Source organism: Hydrogenophaga sp. PBL-H3 (assembly GCF_010104355.1).
In the GTDB taxonomy this organism is placed as follows: Bacteria; Pseudomonadota; Gammaproteobacteria; order Burkholderiales; family Burkholderiaceae_C; genus Hydrogenophaga.
Genome location: NZ_CP044972.1, coordinates 3,644,612 through 3,662,537 on the forward strand (window position 1 = coordinate 3,644,612; position 17,926 = coordinate 3,662,537).

14 protein-coding genes are annotated in these 17,926 nt (G+C 64.4%); 5 read left to right on the plus strand and 9 right to left on the minus strand.

Annotated features, from left to right (window positions below):
• The first annotated feature begins 95 nt into the window (after positions 1-95).
• A complete protein-coding gene (locus tag F9Z44_RS16995) occupies positions 96-2,144 on the plus strand; it encodes a PAS domain-containing sensor histidine kinase (RefSeq protein WP_159607898.1) in 2,049 nt (682 codons plus the stop codon).
• A 29-nt stretch (positions 2,145-2,173) separates the two neighbouring features.
• A complete protein-coding gene (locus F9Z44_RS17000) occupies positions 2,174-2,980 on the plus strand; it encodes an SDR family oxidoreductase (RefSeq protein WP_159607899.1) in 807 nt (268 codons plus the stop codon).
• A 23-nt stretch (positions 2,981-3,003) separates the two neighbouring features.
• Here the strand turns inward: F9Z44_RS17000 and F9Z44_RS17005 are convergent, their stop codons facing one another.
• A complete protein-coding gene (locus F9Z44_RS17005) occupies positions 3,004-4,740 on the minus strand; it encodes a sensor domain-containing diguanylate cyclase (protein WP_159607900.1) in 1,737 nt (578 codons plus the stop codon).
• Between the two features lie 236 nt (positions 4,741-4,976).
• Between F9Z44_RS17005 and groES the strand changes: the two genes are divergently transcribed.
• Together groES and groL are read left to right on the plus strand one after the other, a co-directional pair.
• Positions 4,977-5,270 carry a co-chaperone GroES gene (gene groES, locus F9Z44_RS17010; protein ID WP_159607901.1) on the plus strand — a complete coding sequence of 98 codons (294 nt, stop codon included), beginning with the start codon at positions 4,977-4,979 and terminating at the stop codon, positions 5,268-5,270.
• Positions 5,271-5,351: 81 nt separating this feature from the next.
• A complete protein-coding gene (gene groL / locus F9Z44_RS17015) occupies positions 5,352-6,998 on the plus strand; it encodes a chaperonin GroEL (RefSeq protein WP_159607902.1) in 1,647 nt (548 codons plus the stop codon).
• 317 nt (positions 6,999-7,315) lie between these two features.
• Here the strand turns inward: groL and tal are convergent, their stop codons facing one another.
• Positions 7,316-8,257: a transaldolase gene (gene tal / locus F9Z44_RS17020; RefSeq protein WP_159607903.1), complete on the minus strand. Its 942-nt coding sequence runs from the start codon at positions 8,255-8,257 to the stop codon at positions 7,316-7,318.
• A gap of 62 nt (positions 8,258-8,319) precedes the next feature.
• Between tal and F9Z44_RS17025 the strand changes: the two genes are divergently transcribed.
• Entirely contained in the window at positions 8,320-9,168 is an 849-nt protein-coding gene (locus tag F9Z44_RS17025) for a MurR/RpiR family transcriptional regulator (RefSeq protein WP_159607904.1), read from the plus strand.
• Between the two features lie 88 nt (positions 9,169-9,256).
• On the opposite strand, the gene F9Z44_RS17030 is transcribed toward F9Z44_RS17025, so the two are convergent.
• From F9Z44_RS17030 to F9Z44_RS17060, 7 genes are all read right to left on the minus strand, one after another.
• Entirely contained in the window at positions 9,257-10,279 is a 1,023-nt protein-coding gene (locus tag F9Z44_RS17030; RefSeq protein ID WP_159608787.1) for an ABC transporter ATP-binding protein, read from the minus strand.
• Positions 10,280-10,350: 71 nt separating this feature from the next.
• Entirely contained in the window at positions 10,351-11,325 is a 975-nt protein-coding gene (locus F9Z44_RS17035; protein WP_159607905.1) for an ABC transporter ATP-binding protein, read from the minus strand.
• Positions 11,326-11,329: 4 nt separating this feature from the next.
• Positions 11,330-12,241, minus strand: a complete 912-nt coding sequence (locus F9Z44_RS17040) for an ABC transporter permease (RefSeq protein ID WP_159607906.1) — start codon at positions 12,239-12,241, stop codon at positions 11,330-11,332.
• Positions 12,242-12,369: 128 nt separating this feature from the next.
• Positions 12,370-13,947, minus strand: coding sequence for an ABC transporter substrate-binding protein (locus F9Z44_RS17045; RefSeq protein ID WP_159607907.1), 1,578 nt, complete (start codon positions 13,945-13,947; stop codon positions 12,370-12,372).
• Positions 13,944-15,224: a M20 aminoacylase family protein gene (locus tag F9Z44_RS17050; protein WP_159607908.1), complete on the minus strand. Its 1,281-nt coding sequence runs from the start codon at positions 15,222-15,224 to the stop codon at positions 13,944-13,946. The genes F9Z44_RS17045 and F9Z44_RS17050 overlap by 4 nt, the downstream gene beginning before the upstream one ends.
• A gap of 13 nt (positions 15,225-15,237) precedes the next feature.
• Positions 15,238-16,218 (minus strand): ABC transporter permease, encoded by a 981-nt coding sequence (locus F9Z44_RS17055; protein WP_159607909.1) that lies wholly within the window; start codon positions 16,216-16,218, stop codon positions 15,238-15,240.
• Positions 16,219-16,282: 64 nt separating this feature from the next.
• Entirely contained in the window at positions 16,283-17,869 is a 1,587-nt protein-coding gene (locus F9Z44_RS17060) for an ABC transporter substrate-binding protein (RefSeq protein ID WP_159607910.1), read from the minus strand.
• Between the last annotated feature and the right edge of the window lie 57 nt (positions 17,870-17,926).

Genomic DNA, 17,926 nt, shown 5'->3' on the forward strand with positions numbered 1-17,926 from the left:
CGCGATTTCGTTTCCCTGAATTTTTTCCGCCAGCGTCCGATAAGGAAATACGAGCAATTCCTTGCCCTGACCGAACCGACCTGGAGCCCTCCACCATGGACACCTCTGCACCGACCTCTGAGCAGCAGTTGGCACCCATCACCGACGAATTGCTGGCCGCCTTGAGCGCTGCCCGCGCCTTGTACGACAACGCGCCCTGCGGCCTGTTGGCGCTGGACGCCGAATTGCGCTGCGTGAACATCAACCAGACATTGCTGGACTGGCTTGGCATGGACAGGGAGGAAGTGATCATCTTCAAGACGCTGGAAGACCTGGCGTCACCCGAATCCCGCAGCCAGGCGTCCACGCACGTGGAACAGCTGCTCATCAGTGGCCGCACCGAGCCGCTCACGCTCACGCTGTGCCGCGCCAACGGCGACTTTCTGCAGGCCCGGCTCACGTCCACGGCCGTCTTTGATGCCGAAGGACAATTCCTGCACACCAGCACCATGGTGGCCGACCTCGGCAATGTGCCGGCCAGCCACGTCACCGACGCGCCGCAAGACGCCATCCTGCGCAGCATCACCAACCGCATTCCGGCTCGGCTGGCGTACTACGACAAGAACCTGATCTGCCGCTTTGCCAACAACGCGCACGCCCAGCGCTACGCCAAGGAGCCCGAGGACATGGTGGGCTCGCACCTGAGCGAGGTGGTTCGTCCCGAGGTCTTGCCCGAAATCATGCCGCGCGTGCTGGCCACGCTGGGTGGACAGGCGCAAAACTTCGAAGCCGAGCGCATGGGTGCCGATGGCGGCCTGAACTACTTCGAGATCCACTACATCCCCGATCTGCAGAACGGATCCGTCGAGGGTCTGTTCATCGAGCTGCACGACATCACCGATCGTCGCCGCACCGAAGAGTTCGTGTTGCACGCCAACCAGGACCTGGAAGAGCGGGTGCGCGAGCGCTCGGAAGAGCTGTTTGCCAGCGAGCAGCGCTACCGCCTGATGGTCGATGCGATCCAGGACTACTGCATCTATTTTGTGGACGAGTCCGGTGCCGTGACCGAATGGACCGAGAGCGCCCAGCGCCTGCACGGCCACCAGCGCTCGCAGATCGTCGGCCAGTCCTACGAAACGCTGATGTGCACCGACAACGCGGGTGAAGACGAAGTGGACCCAAGCCAGGTGCTGCGCCTGGCCAAGGAGCACGGCCAATGGGAGTCGCGCGGGTGGCGCCTGCGCGAGGACGGCTCGCGCTTCTGGGCGCACACCGTGCTCACCGCGCTGCGCAACGAAGTGGGTGAACTGCAGGCCCTCTCCAGCATCACGCGCGACATGACCGCGGCCAAGAGCCTGGAGGACGTGATGAACGACCTCAACCGCGAACTGGAAAAACGTGTGGCCGAACGCACGCAGCAACTGGTGGCGGCCAACAAGGACCTGGATGTGTTCTCGCACATGGTCTCGCACGACCTGCGCGCACCGCTGCGTCACATCGCCAGCTTCGTGAGCCTGCTGCAGGAGCAGACGGGTGAGTCCACCGACAACCTCGCCCGCCAATACCAGACCTCGATCGCCAAGGCGGCCAAGCGCATGAGCCTGATGATCGAAGGCCTGCTGGAGTACGCGCGCCTGGGCCGTGTGACGGTCGCGGCCCAGCCTGTGCCGCTCACGCAGTTGTTGCACGGCGTCGTCGCCCACCTGAAGCAGGAGCACCCGAAGCGCTCCATTCAATGGTTGATCGACCCCGATCTTCCACTGGTTCGTGGCGACGCCATGCTGCTCGCCCAGGCCTGGGGCAACCTGCTCGACAACGCAGTGAAGTACACCGCCAAGCGCGATGACGCGGTCATCAAGGTGGGCTGGAAGGTCAACCCCATGGGCGGGCGCACCTTCTTCGTGAGCGACAACGGCGCGGGTTTCGACCTGGAGAAGGCGCACAACCTGTTCGTGATGTTCCAGCGCCAGCACCATTCGATGGACTTCGAGGGCACCGGCACCGGTCTGGCCCTGGCACAACGCATCATCGACCGGCACGGCGGGCGCATCTGGTCCGAAACGGCACCCGGCGCAGGCTGCACCTTCTACTTCACGCTGCCGCTGGAGAACATCGAGCCCGAGTTGGCCTTCCCGGAATCGTCGATGGCTGAACTCGCGGCCTGAGCCGCGATGAGGCGCACCACTCGGCGGGCATGTTGCCCGTCGATAATTCGCGCGTGACCTCAACCCCCCTCTTCTCTTTGCAAGGCCGCGTGGCGCTGGTCACCGGTGCCAGCCGTGGCCTGGGCCTGGCCATGGCCCGCGCGCTGGCCGTCCACGGCGCCGACGTCTGGTTGGGTGGCCGCGATGCCGACAGCCTGGCCATGGCCGTGGAACAAATCCGGGCTTGCGGGTCAGCCGGCGCGGGACTGGCGCACGCACTGCCGTTTGACGTGACCGACGAAGCCGCGGCCACCGCCGCCTTGGCCCGCGTGCTGGCGAACAGCGGGCGTCTGGACATCCTGATCAACAACGTGGGCCAGCGCCGCCGACAGCCACTGGACGAGCTGCCTGCCCAGGCGCTGCGCGAGCTGCTGGAGGCCAATCTGGTGTCGGCCTGGCACCTGTGTCGTGAGGCCGCACGGCCCATGCGTGCACAGGGCTTCGGTCGCATCATCAACGTGACCTCGATCGCCGGGCCGATCGCCCGCGCCGGCGACGCGGCCTACACCACCGGCAAAGGCGCGCTCGAAGCCCTGACCCGCGCCTTGGCCGCCGAACTCGGTCCGCACGGCATCAACGTCAATGCCATTGCCCCTGGCTTCTTTGCCACCGAGGCCAACGCAGCCATGGTCGACGATGCCCGGACCCTGGCCTGGCTACAGCAGCGCAGCTCGCTCGGCCGCTGGGGCCAGCCGGACGAGATCGCGGGAGCCGCCGTGTTCCTGGCCTCGCCCGCGGCCAGTTACGTCACCGGCCAGACACTGGTGGTGGACGGCGGCTACCTGGCGCATTTCTGAAGCCTCCGCTCCACCCGAGCCAATCAGGCCAATTGCGCGAGGTGCAACACCACCTTGCGTGGGTCTTCGGCGAGCCGGTCCAGCGCACCGTGCAGGCGCTCCATGAGGCGCGCGTCGTCCAGCGACTCGTCGGCATCGTCCGGCAGTGAGGCCGAGACCAGACGGAAACGCAGCGACAGATCGGCCGGCAGCAAAGGCACCCGCTCCAGCCCTTTGGCCACGATGTGCTGGCCCAGCATCTTGAGGTCTTCGGGCCCCTCGACCAGCAGCGCGAAGCGGGTCTCGGCGATGCGGCAGACTGTGTCCACATCGCGCACCACGGCCGACAGGCGCGAGGCGGCTACCACCAGCGCCCGATCACCGGCCTCACGGCCCTCGCGGCTGAGAATGTCGGCGTGGTTGGACAACTCCACCAGCACCAGGCCGCAGCGGTGACCATAACGCGACGACCGCCGCAGGGCATCGCGCAGGCGCAGCAGCAGCACGGGGGCAATCGTCAGGCCGGTGAGGGGATCGGTGCTTTCAATCGCCCGCAAGCGGGCACGGTTCTCGCTGAAGTCCTTGGCGCGGCGGTGAAGGATGTAGAGCAGCAGCGGAATCTCGATCGCCGAGCCGATCAACACCGCGTACTGCGTCGCCCAACTGTCCGGGAGAACCCCTGCACTGCGAAGTGCCGGAAAGGGGTAGGCCAGGTGCACCGGCAGGAAGCCCAGCGCCATCCAGCCGGCGTAGGTTTCGCCCCGGCGCCAGGTCCAGATGCAAAGGCCGAAACTCAGCAGGACCGACAACAGGCCGTACAGGTTGAGCACGATGAAGGCCGGCCGGTTCAGCAGCAGCAGGTAAACCGCGGGAAACAGCAGGCCGAACACCGACCAGGCCAGCACCAGACGGTCGAGCCCGCGGTGGTGGCGCGAGACCACGCAGACTTCGCGCACGAACCAGATGCCCGAGGCCGTCAACCAGAGCATGAACACGGCTGGCGCCGCATCGTTCCAGGCCGCGTGATCGGGCCAGAAGAACAAGCCGCCGATGCCGGTAAAGGCGGCCTGGAAGCCCAGCATGCTGGCCACATAACAGCAGTAAGCGATGAACGCGCGGTCGGCGTACAGGCGCGCATGCACCCACCCGATGAACAACACCAGCAGCCCGAAGCCCAGGTACCCCCCCACCATCAGGAAGGTCCATTGACGCTTCGCCTGCAACTCCCGCTCATCCAGCAGGATCAGGCGTGGGCTCAGCGGCGCGGGCCGATTCTCCAGCCGAAGCCACACAGGGCCGGTGGCCTGGGGATCGAGCGCAAACAACGGCGACTGGTCCGGCTGGTCCCATCGGGACACCGGCAGGTGATCGCCCGCCTGCTGGGCCGTCCACACCCCCGACGGACTGGCGGTGTACAGGGTGGCCCGGTTGGTGAATGCGGCTGCGCTCAACATCAGGTACCAGCGCCGCCCGGCGTCGCGCTGCGGCAGGTCCAGCCGCAACCACAGCGCGGCGCCGTCGAGCTGAAAGCTGCGGTAACGCTCCATGGCCTCGAAATCCCCGGTGGGCCGGCGGACCACCTCGTCGATGCCCAAACCACCCGTCGGGTCGGTCCAGTGGCGCGCCTGCAGGGTGACGTCGGTTTCGCCGGGTGAGGCGCGGGCGAGGTCCGGCCACAGGGCAATCCAGAGACCGAACAACAGAACGGCCAGACCCGCCAGGAGGCGGGACAGGGAAGCAAACCAGGGGGCCGGATCGAGCGGGGGGTTGAATCGATCCATCCCGGAATGGTAAGTGCTCGCGCCACCGGCCCCGGGATGGGGCGGCCAAGTTCCGCGTGCGACCAGAAATAAAACACGCTGGCCTTGAAATGGGTTGTCACCACCCTTATCATTAGCACTCGCTGGGGTTGAGTGCTAACAAGCTCGCCCCACGTGATCGGCGGCTTCCATCCGGCTCACAGCCGGCACCGCCGACCTGAGCCCCTTTCCCATTTGTTCCATACCCAGGAGATGCAATGAACCTTCGTCCTCTCGGCGATCGCGTGATCGTCAAGCGCATTGACAGCGAAACCAAAACCGCTTCCGGCATCGTCATCCCCGACGCAGCCGCCGAGAAGCCCGACCAGGGCGAGATCCTGGCGGTCGGTCCTGGCAAGAAAAACGACAAAGGCGAAGTGGCCGCCATGAACGTCAAGGTCGGTGACCGCGTTCTGTTTGGCAAGTACAGCGGCCAGACCGTCAAGGTCGATGGCAATGAACTGCTGGTGATGAAAGAAGACGACCTGTTCGCGGTTGTTGAGTCCAAGTAATTTTGCGGGACTGACCGAGCAGCCCGCGAAGCGCCTGCTCGCTCTGTCCTCAACTGTTCAATTCAATTAGGAGTTATCAACATGGCAGCAAAAGACGTCATTTTCGGCGGCGAAGCCCGCGCACGCATGGTCGAGGGTGTGAACATCCTGGCCAACGCCGTCAAAGTCACCCTGGGCCCCAAAGGCCGCAACGTGGTGCTCGAGCGCTCGTTCGGCGCCCCCACCGTGACCAAGGACGGTGTGTCCGTGGCCAAGGAAATCGAACTGAAGGACAAGCTTCAGAACATGGGCGCCCAGATGGTCAAGGAAGTTGCTTCCAAGACCTCCGACAACGCCGGTGACGGCACCACCACCGCCACCGTGCTGGCCCAGGCCATCGTGCGCGAAGGCATGAAGTACGTGGCCGCCGGCATGAACCCGATGGACCTCAAGCGCGGTATCGACCGTGCCGTGGAAGCCCTGATCGCCGAGCTGAAGAAGGCCTCCAAGGCCACCACCACCAGCAAGGAAATCGCCCAGGTCGGCTCCATCTCCGCCAACAGCGACACCAGCATCGGCGACATCATCGCCAGCGCCATGGACAAAGTGGGCAAGGAAGGCGTGATTACCGTGGAAGACGGCAAATCGCTGCAGAACGAGCTCGATGTCGTCGAAGGCATGCAGTTCGACCGCGGCTACCTGTCGCCCTACTTCATCAACAACCCCGAGAAGCAGTCGGCCCTGTTGGACAACCCCTTCGTGCTGCTGTACGACAAGAAGGTCTCCAACATCCGTGACCTGCTGCCCACGCTGGAGCAAGTGGCCAAGGCCGGCCGTCCGCTGCTGATCATTGCCGAAGACGTCGAAGGCGAAGCCCTGGCGACCCTGGTGGTCAACACCATCCGTGGCATCCTGAAAGTTGTGGCTGTGAAGGCCCCTGGCTTCGGCGATCGCCGCAAAGCCATGCTGGAAGACATCGCCATCCTGACCGGCGGCAAAGTGATTGCCGAAGAAGTCGGCATGACGCTGGAAAAAGTGACCCTGGCCGACCTCGGCTCGGCCAAGCGCATCGAAGTGGGCAAGGAAAACACCACCATCATCGACGGCGCCGGCGCTGCCGCTGACATCGAAGCCCGCGTGAAACAAGTGCGTGTGCAGATCGAAGAGGCCACCTCCGACTACGACCGCGAGAAACTGCAAGAGCGCGTGGCCAAGCTGGCCGGCGGCGTGGCCGTGATCAAGGTTGGCGCTGCCACCGAAGTCGAGATGAAGGAAAAGAAAGCCCGCGTGGAAGACGCCCTGCACGCCACGCGCGCTGCGGTGGAAGAAGGCATCGTCGCCGGTGGTGGCGTGGCCCTGCTGCGCGCCCGTCAGGCCGCGGGCACCATCAAGGGTGACAACGCCGACCAGGATGCCGGCATCAAGCTGGTCCTGAAAGCGATCGAAGCGCCTCTGCGCGAAATCGTGGCCAACGCCGGTGGCGAGCCATCGGTGGTGGTCAACGCCATCCTGGCCGGCAAAGGCAACTTCGGTTTCAACGCCGCCAACGACACGTACGGCGACATGATCGAAATGGGCATTCTGGACCCCACGAAAGTGACCCGCACCGCACTGCAGAACGCTGCTTCGGTGTCCAGCCTGATGCTCACGACCGAAGCCATGGTTGCCGAATCCCCGAAGGATGACGCACCCGCCATGGGTGGTGGCGGTATGGGTGGCATGGGCGATATGGGCGGCATGGGCATGTAATTGCTCCGGCTCTCCTTGCCTGAGGGCCGATCGCCGCGTTGCATGGGCTTGCCGTAGCGTTGCTACTGTCAGTGCCCATGCGCCTTGCGCTAGGCCCTCATGCTGCGTCGGACTGCATCACCGCAGGCTGACGGGAATCCCAAGAAAAAAACCCCGCGAGTCACCTCGCGGGGTTTTTTCATTTCTGTCTTCAACCGCTCTTTCAACCAAAGCGTGAGTGCCCGGGTGGGCCGGACGGCGATTTGCTGACGCGAAGCGGCTGATGAGCTGTCCGGCCCACCCGGGCACCCATGCGCTCCAGGCCAAAGAACGGAGGCTCAGCGCATCAAGGCTTCCAGCTTGATCGTGTCCGCCACGAAAGCCCGGATACCCTCGGAAAGCTTCTCCGTGGCCATCGCGTCTTCATTCAAAGCAAAGCGGAAGCTGGCTTCGTCGTGGGTCACAAAAGGAATGTCCATGGCCTTCGCTGCTTCGGCGTCCAGCGCACGGCTCAGGGGCGCCTCGCTCGCAGCCAGCTGGGCCAACAGGTCGGGGCTGATGGTCAGCAGGTCGCAACCGGCCAGCGCCGTGATCTGGCCCACGTTGCGAAAGCTCGCGCCCATCACCTCAGTGTGGATGCCGTGATTCTTGTAGAACTCGTAGATGCTGCGCACCGAGCGCACACCCGGGTCATTGGCGCCAGCCATGGCGGCCTCGTCCCAAGCCGCGCCCGCGGTCTTTTTGTACCAGTCGTAGATGCGACCCACAAAGGGTGAAATCAGCTGGACTTTCGCCTGCCCGCAGGCCACCGCCTGGGCAAACGAGAACAGCAACGTGAGGTTGGTGTGGATGCCGTCGCGCTCCAGCTGGGCCGCGGCCTGAATGCCCTCCCAGGTGGAAGCCACCTTGATCAGCACACGGTCCGCGTGAACGCCCTCGCCCCGGTACAGGTCGATGATGCGGCGTCCGCGCGCCACCGTGGCCTCGGTGTCGAAGCTCAGACGAGCGTCCACCTCGGTCGACACGCGGCCGGGAATGAGTTGCAGGATCTCGCAGCCAAAATGCACCAGCAGCCGGTTCGTCACTTCGTCGAGGCCCAGGGAGCCGTACTTCGCCACCGCGTCTGTCAGCAGGTGCGCGTACTCCGGCTTCTGGACCGCCTTGAGGATCAGCGAGGGATTGGTCGTTGCGTCGTGAGGCGCAAAAGCGGCAATCTGCTTGAAATCGCCGGTGTCGGCCACCACGGTGGTGAATTGTTTGAGGGCATCGAGCTGGTTCATGGAACGTATTATCGAACAGATCAGGTAATAAAATTTCATCCTCTGCCAACCAGGTGCACCCCATGCTCGACCGGATCAAAGCCTCCCTGCCCTCGCTGGCACCCGCCGAGCAACGTGTGGGCAAGCTCGTGCTGCTGGACCCGCGCACCTTCGCCAGCCTGCCCGTGACCGAGCTCGCCGATCGCGCCCACGTGAGCAAGCCCACCGTGGTGCGCTTCTGCCGCAGCATGGGCTACGACGGCCTGTCCGATTTCAAGCTCAAGCTGGCCGGCACGGTGAGCGAGGGCGTGCCTTTCATCCACCGCAGCGTGGACGTGGACGACAAGACCAGCGACGTGCTGGTCAAGGTGATCGACAACACGGTGGCGGCGTTCCTGAAGTACCGCAACGACGCGTCGAGCCACGCGATTGAAAAGGCGGTGGATGCACTCGTGTCGACCTACAAGCACAAGGGTCGCATCGAGTTTTATGGCGCGGGCAATTCGGGCATCGTGGCGCAGGACGCGCAGCACAAGTTCTTTCGCCTGGGCATCAACGCCATCGCCTACAGCGACGGCCACATGCAGGTGATGAGTGCCTCGCTGCTCGGCCCTGGCGACTGCGTGGTGATCGTCTCCAACTCGGGCCGCACGCGCGACCTCATGGACGCGGCCGACATCGCGCGCAAGCACGGCGCCACTGTGATCACCATCACCACCAGCGGCACGCCGCTGGCACAGGCCGGCCACATCCACCTCTCGGCCGACCACCCCGAGGGCTACGACCGCTACAGCCCCATGACTTCGCGCCTGATGCACCTGATGGTGATCGACATCGTGGCCACCTGCCTGGCCCTGCGCATCGGCGGCAACAAGCTGCAGCCGCTGCTCAAGGAAATGAAGAACAACCTGAAAAGCAAACGGTACGCGTGACCGTGCGCGCTGCGAACAGGTCTCGCGCCTCCCAGCGCCGCTGACGCGGCTTCCCCGGAGGGCGGCGCCGCAGGCAGCGCGGAGGGATCTAGATACGCCCTTCTTCCACCGCGTGACACGCGATGCGGATACCGGCCAAGGTCAACAATTCGGGTCGCTCGTTGCGGCAGCGGTCGTTGGCGTGCGGGCAGCGCGGGTTGAAGGCGCAGCCGCTGGGTGGATTCAGCGGGTTGGGCACCTCGCCCGAGACCGGTGTGCGTGCGCGGCCCGTGTCGTGCATCTTCGGGATCGCGTCCAGCAGCATGCGCGTGTAGGGGTGGCGCGGGCTGTCGAACAGCGTGTGCTTGGGCGCGAGTTCCACCAGCCGGCCCAGGTACATCACGCCCACCTGATCGCTCACATGCCGCACCACGGCCAGGTTGTGGCTGATGAAGAGATACGTGAGACCGCGCTCGCGCTGCAGGTCCTTCATGATGTTGAGCACCTGCGCCTGCACGCTCACGTCCAGCGCGCTGGTGGGCTCGTCGCACACCAGAAACTCGGGCTGCGTGGCCAGGGCCCGCGCAATGGAAATGCGCTGACGCTGCCCGCCGCTGAACTGGTGCGGATACTTCACGCGATCCAGCGGAGACAGACCGACCGACTTCAGCAGATCATCCACCCGCGCGCGCAGCGCATCCGGGTCGGTCTCGATCTCGTGCTCACGCAGCGGCTCGGCAATGATGTCTTCCACCCGCCAGCGAGGGTTCAGGCTGGCGTAGGGGTCTTGAAAAATCATCTGGATACGGCGGCGCAGCTTGCGGCCCTCGGGTGTCTTGAAGGCGGCGTGCGCGTCCTGCCCGTCGAACTCGAAACCACCCCGTGTGGGCTCGTACAAACCCACCAGCAGGCGCGCCACGGTGCTCTTGCCGCAGCCCGACTCACCCACCAACGCCAGCGTCTGGCCACGCGGGATGTCGAAGGACACGCCATCGACCGCGCGCAACAGCTGGCGCGGCTGGCGCTCGATCACTCGGTTGAGCCAAGGAGCCGAGACGTCGAAGGTCTTGGCCAGATCGATGGCGCGCACCAGTGGCGCGGCGGTGGCTGCCTGGGTGGTGGCGGCAGACACGTCCGCGTGCGTCTGGGCGGTTTGCACCTTGGCGGCCTGGGCCTGCACGGCCCGCTCGAACATGTCCGAGCTCATGCCGAGACTCCCGCACCGGCGTGCAGCCAGCAGGCCGCGCGCGTGGCGCCGGCCATCAGCAGGTCGGGTCGCTCCACATGGCAGCGGTCGAACACCTTTTCGCAGCGCGGGTTGTAGGCGCAGCCGGTCGGGATGGCGTTGAGGCGCGGCATGGCGCCATCGATCTGGTGCAGGCGTTCGCGGTCCATGCTCATGTCGGGGATGCAGGCCATCAGACCTGCGGTGTATGGGTGGGCCGGGTGGTTGATGACCTCGTGCACCGGACCGATCTCGGCAATGCGCCCGGCGTACATCACGGCCACACGGTCGCAGGTTTCGGCGATCACACCCATGTCGTGCGTGATCAGCATCACCGCCGCGCCACGCTGTTTGCAGATGGTCTTGAGCAACGTGATGATCTGCGCCTGGATGGACACGTCCAGCGCGGTGGTGGGTTCGTCGGCCACGATCAGCTGCGGCTCGGCCGCGAGTGCCAACGCAATCACCACCCGCTGGCGCATGCCGCCACTGAACTGGTGCGGGAAGTGGTCGATGCGTTGTTCGGCCGCGGGGATTCCGGTGTCTTTCAGCAGTTCGATGGCGCGCTTGCGTGCTTCGGCCTGCGTGACGGGCAGGTGGGTGGTGATGGTCTCGATGAGCTGGCGGCCCACCGAATACAGCGGGTTGAGCGAGGTCAGCGGATCTTGGAAGATCGCGCCGATCTTGCGTCCACGCACCTTTCGCATGTCTTCGTGTGGCAGGTTGTCGATGCGCTGGCCCTGCAACAAAATTTCACCCGAGGCCACGCGGCCTGGGGGTTCAAGCAACCCGATGATGGAGGCGCCCGTGAGCGACTTGCCCGCGCCGGACTCGCCCACCACACCGAGGATTTCACCGGGCGCGATGTCGAAGGAAATGTCGTCCAGTGCGCGCAATGTGCCACGGCGGCCGGGGAACTCGACGACGAGGTTCTTGACTTGGAGGAGGCTCATGGGTTTACCGGAGTCGCGGGTTCAATGCATCGCGCAGCCAGTCACCCAGCAGGTTCACGCTGAGTGCGATCAGCACCAGCATGGCGCCCGGGAAGATGGTGATCCACCACTCACCGGAGAACAGGTAGTCGTTGCCCACGCGGATGAGCGTGCCCAGCGACGGTGAGGTGGGCGGTGCGCCCACACCCAGAAAAGACAGCGTGGCCTCGGTGATGATGGCGGTGGCCACCTGGATGGTGGCCAGCACCAGCACCGGGCCCATGACGTTGGGCAGCACATGGCTGCGCATGATGCGCAGCGGCGCCACACCGGTCACGCGCGCGGCCTGCACGTATTCCTTGTTGCGCTCCACCAGCGTGGAGCCGCGCACGGTGCGCGCGTACTGCACCCAGCCGGTGAGCGTGATCGAGATGATGAGCACACCAAAGGCCAGCGCTTCGTGCGCATTCGGAAACAGCGCGCGACCCACACCGGCGATCAGCAACGCCACCAGGATGGCAGGGAACGACAACATCACGTCGCACAGACGCATGAGCACGCTGTCGACCCAGCCCCCCAGGAAACCCGCAGCCAGACCAAACGACACACCGATCACCACCGAGAGCAGCACCGAGGCCAGCCCCACCGCCAGCGAGATGCGCGCGCCGTACATGAGCGCCGAGAGGATGTCGCGGCCCTGGTCGTCCGTGCCCAGCAGGAAGTTGCGCGAGCCCTCCGGACTCCAGGCGGGCGGCAGGCGCGCGTTGGAGAGTTCGAGCGTGGCCAGGTCGAACGGGTTGTGCGGGGCCACCCATGGCGCAAACACGGCGCAAAAGACGCAGATGAGCGCAATCACCGCCGCCACGATGGCGGTGGGAGAGGTGCGGAAGCTGTGGCCGACATCGCTGTCGAACCAGCGGTGCAGAAGTGAGGTCAACGGAAAGTCCTAAGAGTGCAACGAGTGAGAGCGCGCCCGCCCAGGGCCCGCGCGGGTCCGGCTCCGCCGGCCTCAGCGGGCGTCCCCCCTCCGGGGGGACGCCGCCGCAGGCGGCGCACGGGGGGCTTCTATTTCACAGACATGTAGCGAAACGGCATGAAGTTGTCGGCCAGCTGGACCAGCTCCACATTGCTGGCCACGCCCCAGGCCAGCGCTTGCTGGTGCAGCGGCAGGTGACCGATGTCGTCGGAATGCAGCTTGAAAGCCTCCTTGATCAATGCGTCACGCTTGGCCTTGTCTGTCTCCGACTGGATCTGCACGGTCAACTCGTCGATCTTGGGGTTGCAGTACGCACCCAGGTTGAACTGGCCACTGCCCTTCTCGTCCACGCAACGCATCAGCGCATTCAGGGCGTTGTGCGAGTCGTAGGTGCCCGGGGTCCAGCCCAGCATGTAGAAGCTGGTGTCGCGCTTGAGGATCTTGGGGAAGTAGGTGCCCTTGGTCTCGGCCTGCAGGAGGATCTTCACGCCCACCCGTGCGAGGTTGGCCGCCACCGCCTGGCAGATTGCGCCATCGTTCACGTAGCGGTCGTTCGGGCAGTTCATGGCCACCTCGAAGCCGTTGGGGTAGCCGGCTTCGGTGAGCAGCTTCTTCGCCACCTCGGGGTCGTAGGGCAGGCGGGCGTTCATTGGTTCGTCAAAACCGTTGATGCCCGGACCCACCATCAACGCCGTGGGCTTGGACGCACCGCGCATCACGGTGCGCTGGATGCCGTTGATGTCGATTGCCTGGTAGAAGGCCTGGCGCACGCGTTTGTCCTTGAAGGGATTTTTTCCCTTGACGTTGGAGAACAGCAGTTCGTCGCGCTTCTGGTCCATGCCGAGGAAGATGGTGCGCAGCTCAGGGCCTTGCATCACCTTGCTCTTGCCGCTGGCGTTGATGCGCGCCACGTCCTGCAGCGGCACCGGCTCGATCACGTCGACCTGGCCTGAGAGCAGCGCAGCCACGCGTGTGGAGTCGTTGCCAATCGGCGTGTATTCCACGTTGATCACGTTGCCTTCGATCTTGCCCCAGTAGTTGCCGTTGCGCACGAAGCTGGTCTTGATGTTGGGCTGGCGCTCGCGCAGGCGAAATGGGCCGGTGCCGTTGGCGCGGAACGACGCCGCGTTCTCGATGCCCTTGCGACGGTCCACAGGGCGCGTGGCCTGGTTTTCTTCAGACCACTTCTTGTTCATGATGAACAGCAGCGAGAGCACGTCGGGAAGGATGGGGAAAGGCCCCTTGGTTTCAATGTCGATGGTGAAGTCGTTGACCTTACGGACCTCCTTCACATCGTTGGTGTAGCTCTTCATGTCCGAGCCTTCGCCCGAGGCACGGGCAAAGGTGAACAGCACGTCATCGGCCGTGAACGGCGCGCCGTCATGGAATTTCACGCCCTTGCGCAACTCGAAGCGCCACACGCTCGGCGAGGTCTGCTTCCAGCTCGTGGCCAATGCCGGCACCAGGCCGAGCGTCTTGTTGCGACCCACCAGCGGCTCATAAACGTTGTTCGTCACGCTGAGCTGCAACGACTCGTTCAGTGAATGCGGGTCCATCGAGAGCGCATCGCCCTGGTTGCCGATGCGGATGGTCTGCGCGCTGGCCGAACCCACGGCGAAGGCCGCGGACATCACCAGACCGCTGACCACTGTCTTGTTGAACTTCATGCATCACTCCTTGCGTGGTTGGAAATTGTGGAAGTCGATTGAGCGGGTTTGCCAGGGGCGTCGGCCAGCGGCATGCCCTGTTCGATCAGGCCAGCATGCAGCGCTGCGCCCAGAGGCAGCACCTCGTCGTTGAAATCGTAGCGGCTGTTGTGCAGGTAACACCCGCCCATGCCGCTCTCCAGGCCTTGCCCCAGGCGCAGGTAGGCACCGGGTTTGGCCTGCAGCATGAACGAGAAATCTTCTGCCCCCATGCTCGGGTCCATGTTGCGGTCCACGTGGTCGTGCCCGAGCAGCTTTTGCGCCACGTCGGCGGCGAAGCGGGCCTCGGCGGCGCTGTTGATCGTGGCCGGGTAAACGCGCTCGTACTTCACGTGAGCGGCAGCGCCCAGGCCCAGCGCCACGCCAGAACACACCTCTTGCAGGCGCTGCTCGATCAGGTTCTGCACCTCGGCATTGAAGGTGCGCACCGTGCCCACCAGCGTGGCCTTGCCCGGCATCACGCTGAAGGCGCCCATGTCACCGGCCTGCATGGCGCAGATGCTGATGACCGCGCTGTCGATGGCGCGCACATTGCGCGAGACGATGCTCTGCACAGCAGTGATGATGTGGGCCGAGACCAGCACCGGGTCCACCGTCTGGTACGGGTGCGCGCCATGGCCACCCTTTCCGGTGATCTCGATGGTGATGCGGTCGGCCGACGCCATCATCGGCCCGGGGTTCACCCCCACCGTGCCGGGTTTCATCTGCGGCCAGTTGTGCATGCCGTAGACCGACTGCACCGGGAAGCGCTCGAAGAGGCCGTCTTCGATCATGGCCTTGGCGCCCGCAAAGCCTTCTTCGCCGGGCTGGAAGATCAGCACCGCCGTGCCGTCAAACTGCCGCGTTTCGGCCAGGTAGCGCGCGGCGCCCACCAGCATGGTGGTGTGTCCGTCGTGGCCGCAGCCGTGCATCATCCCGGGCTTGGTGGACTTCCACGCAAAGTCGTTGTGCTCGGTCATGGGCAAGGCGTCCATGTCGGCGCGCAGGCCGATCATGCGGCCGCTCTCGCGGCGCCGTCCGTGAATGACCGCGACCACGCCGGTCTTGCCGATGCCGGTGTGGATCTCGTCCACCCCACACACTTTGAGCGACTCCACCACGCGCTGCGCGGTGTAGTGCTCTTCAAACCCGATTTCGGGGTGCGCGTGCAGATCCCGGCGCAGCGCGGTGAGCTCCGGGTGAAACGCCACGATGTGCGCGAACGCGCGACCATGGGCCTTGATGCGGGAGGTCAGCATGTCTGTGCAGGGCTCAATGTCCACCCGATTTTTCGGCGCGCAAGCGAGGGTCGACGGCGAAGTACAGCAAGTCCACGATCAGATTGATCACCACGAAGATCAGCGCGATCAGACACAGGTAGGCGGCCATCACGGGAATGTCGGCGAATGTGACCGCCTGAATGAACAGCAGGCCCATGCCCGGCCACTGGAACACCGTCTCGGTGATGATGGCAAACGCAATCAGGCCACCCAGTTGCAGGCCCGTGATGGTCATCACCGGCACCAGGGTGTTCTTCAGCGCATGGCCGAAATGCACGGCGCGGTCGGTGAGGCCTCTTGCGCGCGCGAACTTGATGTAGTCGGTGCGCAGCACTTCCAGCATCTCGGCACGCACCAGCCGCATGATCAGCGTGAGCTGGAAAATCGCCAGCGTGATCGCCGGCAAGGTGATGTGCAGCCAGCCCTTGGCCGTGAGCAAACCCGTGGACCACCAGCCCATCTGGACCACGTCGCCGCGACCGAAGCTGGGAAACCAGCCCAGGTTCACGGCAAACACCAGGATCAGCAAAATGCCGATCAGGAAAGTGGGCAGCGACACGCCGAGCAGCGAGACGGTCATGAACAGCTGGCTCATGAAGGAGCCGCGCTTGAGCGCGGCATACACGCCCATGGGGATGCCCACAGCCAGTGCCAGCACCGCAGCCACCATGGCAAGTTCCAGTGTGGCCGGGAAGCGCTCCGCGATCAAGCGCGATACCTTGGCACCCTGGCGCAGGCTCAGTCCGAACTCGCCCTGCACCGCGTTGGCGAGGAAATACCAGAACTGCACGAAGAATGGCTGATCGAGACCGAGATCGGCCCGCAGTTCGCGGACCTGCTCGGCCGTGGCGTCCTGCCCCAGCAGGAACACCACGGGATCGCCCACGTACTGGAACAGCATGAACGCGATCAGCGCGACGCTGATCATGACGATCACGGCTTGCGCGAGTCGCCTGAGAATGAATGCAAACATCGTGGGTACAAATGAAGAGAGGGTCGCAACCTGAGGTGAGCGACCCTCTGCAGATGGGCTGAAATCAGTTTACCTTGATCAGGCGCCAGTCCAGCCGGTTGTCGGCGCGATGCACCACGTCGATGTTCTTCTTCATGGCCCACGGAATCACCTGGTTGTGCAGTGGGATGTGCGCCACGTCTTCGTTCTGCAGGGCCAGTGCCTTGGTCAGCAGTTCGGTGCGCAGCTTCAGGTCGGTTTCCTTCTTGGTGCGCTCCACCAGCGCATCCATCTGCGGGTTGCTGTAGCGGCCCACGTTGTAGTTGCCATCACCACCCGCGCCCACCGAGCGCACCAGCGACTGAAGGCTGTAGAGCGCGTCAAATGTCGGCACGCCCCAGCCCAGCATGTAGATGCTGGCTTCATAGCGCTGGATCATCGGAAAGTAGGTCGACAGCGGTAGCGTGCGCAGCTTGGCCTTCACGCCGATGCGTGCCCACATGGCTGTGACCGCCTGGCAGATCTGCTCGTCGTTGATGTAGCGGTTGTTGGGGCAGGCAAAGTCCACCTCGAAACCGTCCTTGTAGCCCGCGTCGGCCAGCAGCTTTTGCGCAGCGGCCACGTCAAACGGGTAGCGCTTGTGCACCGCCTCGGTCCAGCCATTGACCTGCGGCGCCACCAGTGCGCCGGTGGGCTGACCCAGCCCGCGCAGCGTTACGCGGGCAATCGTGTTCATGTCGATCGCCTGGTAAAGCGCCTTGCGCACGCGCTGGTCCTTCAGCGGGTTCTTGCCCTTGATGTTGCTGCCCGGCAGTTCGTTGCGGAACTGGTCCATGCCGAAGAAGATGGTGCGGTTCTCGATGCCGTCAATCACCTTCAAGGTGCCCTCGGAGCGCACGCGCGGCAAGTCTTGCGGGCTGGGGTCGAGCACCAGGTCCACCTCGCCCGAGAGCAGCGCGGCCATGCGTGTGGCCACCGCTTTCACAGGCGTGTAGATCACCTCGGTGACATTGCCTTCAGCCTTGCCCCACCAGTTCGGGTTGCGCGTGAGCACCATCTTCTGGTCGGGCTGCCACTCTTTCAACACAAACGGCCCGGTGCCGTTGGCATTGCGGTGGGCAAAATTTTCGTCTTGCGTCTTGATGTCTTTGGGTGAGGTCGAGTTGTTTTTCTCGGCCCACGCCTTGCTCATCATGCGCAGCTCGGTGAGCTGGTTCAGCAGCACCGGGTTGGGGTCTTTGGTGAAGATGTCGATGGTGTTCGCATCCACCTTGACCACCTTGTCGATGCCTTGGGCATAGATACCGAAGTTCGAGGTCTTGGTCATGGCGCGTTCGATCGAGAACACCGCATCGTCGGCCGAGAACGTGGAGCCATCGTGGAACTTCACGCCGGTGCGCAGATTGAGGCGCAGTTGCGTGGGCGTGACCTGCTTCCAGCCCGTGGCCAGCACCGGCTCGGGCTTGAAGGTCTTGCTGTTGTAGTACACGAGCGACTCGTACACCGACGCATGAATGCCATTGGCCAGCGCGTTGTTCTGCGAGTGGATGTCCCAGGTTGGAATATCGCTGGCGCTGGTCCATTTGAAGGTCTTCGCCTGCAGGCTGCCAGCACCCATTGCGAGCGCAGCAGACAGGACAGCAAGGTGCAGATTCGAGACGCGTGAATTCATGAGGAAATCCCTGAAAGTAAGAACACGCAGGGACTATGCAACAAACGTTCCCGCCTC

Coding starts and splice junctions, on each gene's coding strand:
- tal (WP_159607903.1), bottom strand. CDS start 8,257: ATGAACCAGCTCGATGCCCTCAAACAATTCACCACCGTGGTGGCCGAC.
- F9Z44_RS16995 (WP_159607898.1), top strand. CDS start 96: ATGGACACCTCTGCACCGACCTCTGAGCAGCAGTTGGCACCCATCACC.
- F9Z44_RS17025 (WP_159607904.1), top strand. CDS start 8,320: ATGCTCGACCGGATCAAAGCCTCCCTGCCCTCGCTGGCACCCGCCGAG.
- F9Z44_RS17000 (WP_159607899.1), top strand. CDS start 2,174: ATGTTGCCCGTCGATAATTCGCGCGTGACCTCAACCCCCCTCTTCTCT.
- groES (WP_159607901.1), top strand. CDS start 4,977: ATGAACCTTCGTCCTCTCGGCGATCGCGTGATCGTCAAGCGCATTGAC.
- F9Z44_RS17035 (WP_159607905.1), bottom strand. CDS start 11,325: ATGAGCCTCCTCCAAGTCAAGAACCTCGTCGTCGAGTTCCCCGGCCGC.
- F9Z44_RS17005 (WP_159607900.1), bottom strand. CDS start 4,740: ATGGATCGATTCAACCCCCCGCTCGATCCGGCCCCCTGGTTTGCTTCC.
- F9Z44_RS17045 (WP_159607907.1), bottom strand. CDS start 13,947: ATGAAGTTCAACAAGACAGTGGTCAGCGGTCTGGTGATGTCCGCGGCC.
- groL (WP_159607902.1), top strand. CDS start 5,352: ATGGCAGCAAAAGACGTCATTTTCGGCGGCGAAGCCCGCGCACGCATG.
- F9Z44_RS17050 (WP_159607908.1), bottom strand. CDS start 15,224: ATGCTGACCTCCCGCATCAAGGCCCATGGTCGCGCGTTCGCGCACATC.
- F9Z44_RS17055 (WP_159607909.1), bottom strand. CDS start 16,218: ATGTTTGCATTCATTCTCAGGCGACTCGCGCAAGCCGTGATCGTCATG.
- F9Z44_RS17060 (WP_159607910.1), bottom strand. CDS start 17,869: ATGAATTCACGCGTCTCGAATCTGCACCTTGCTGTCCTGTCTGCTGCG.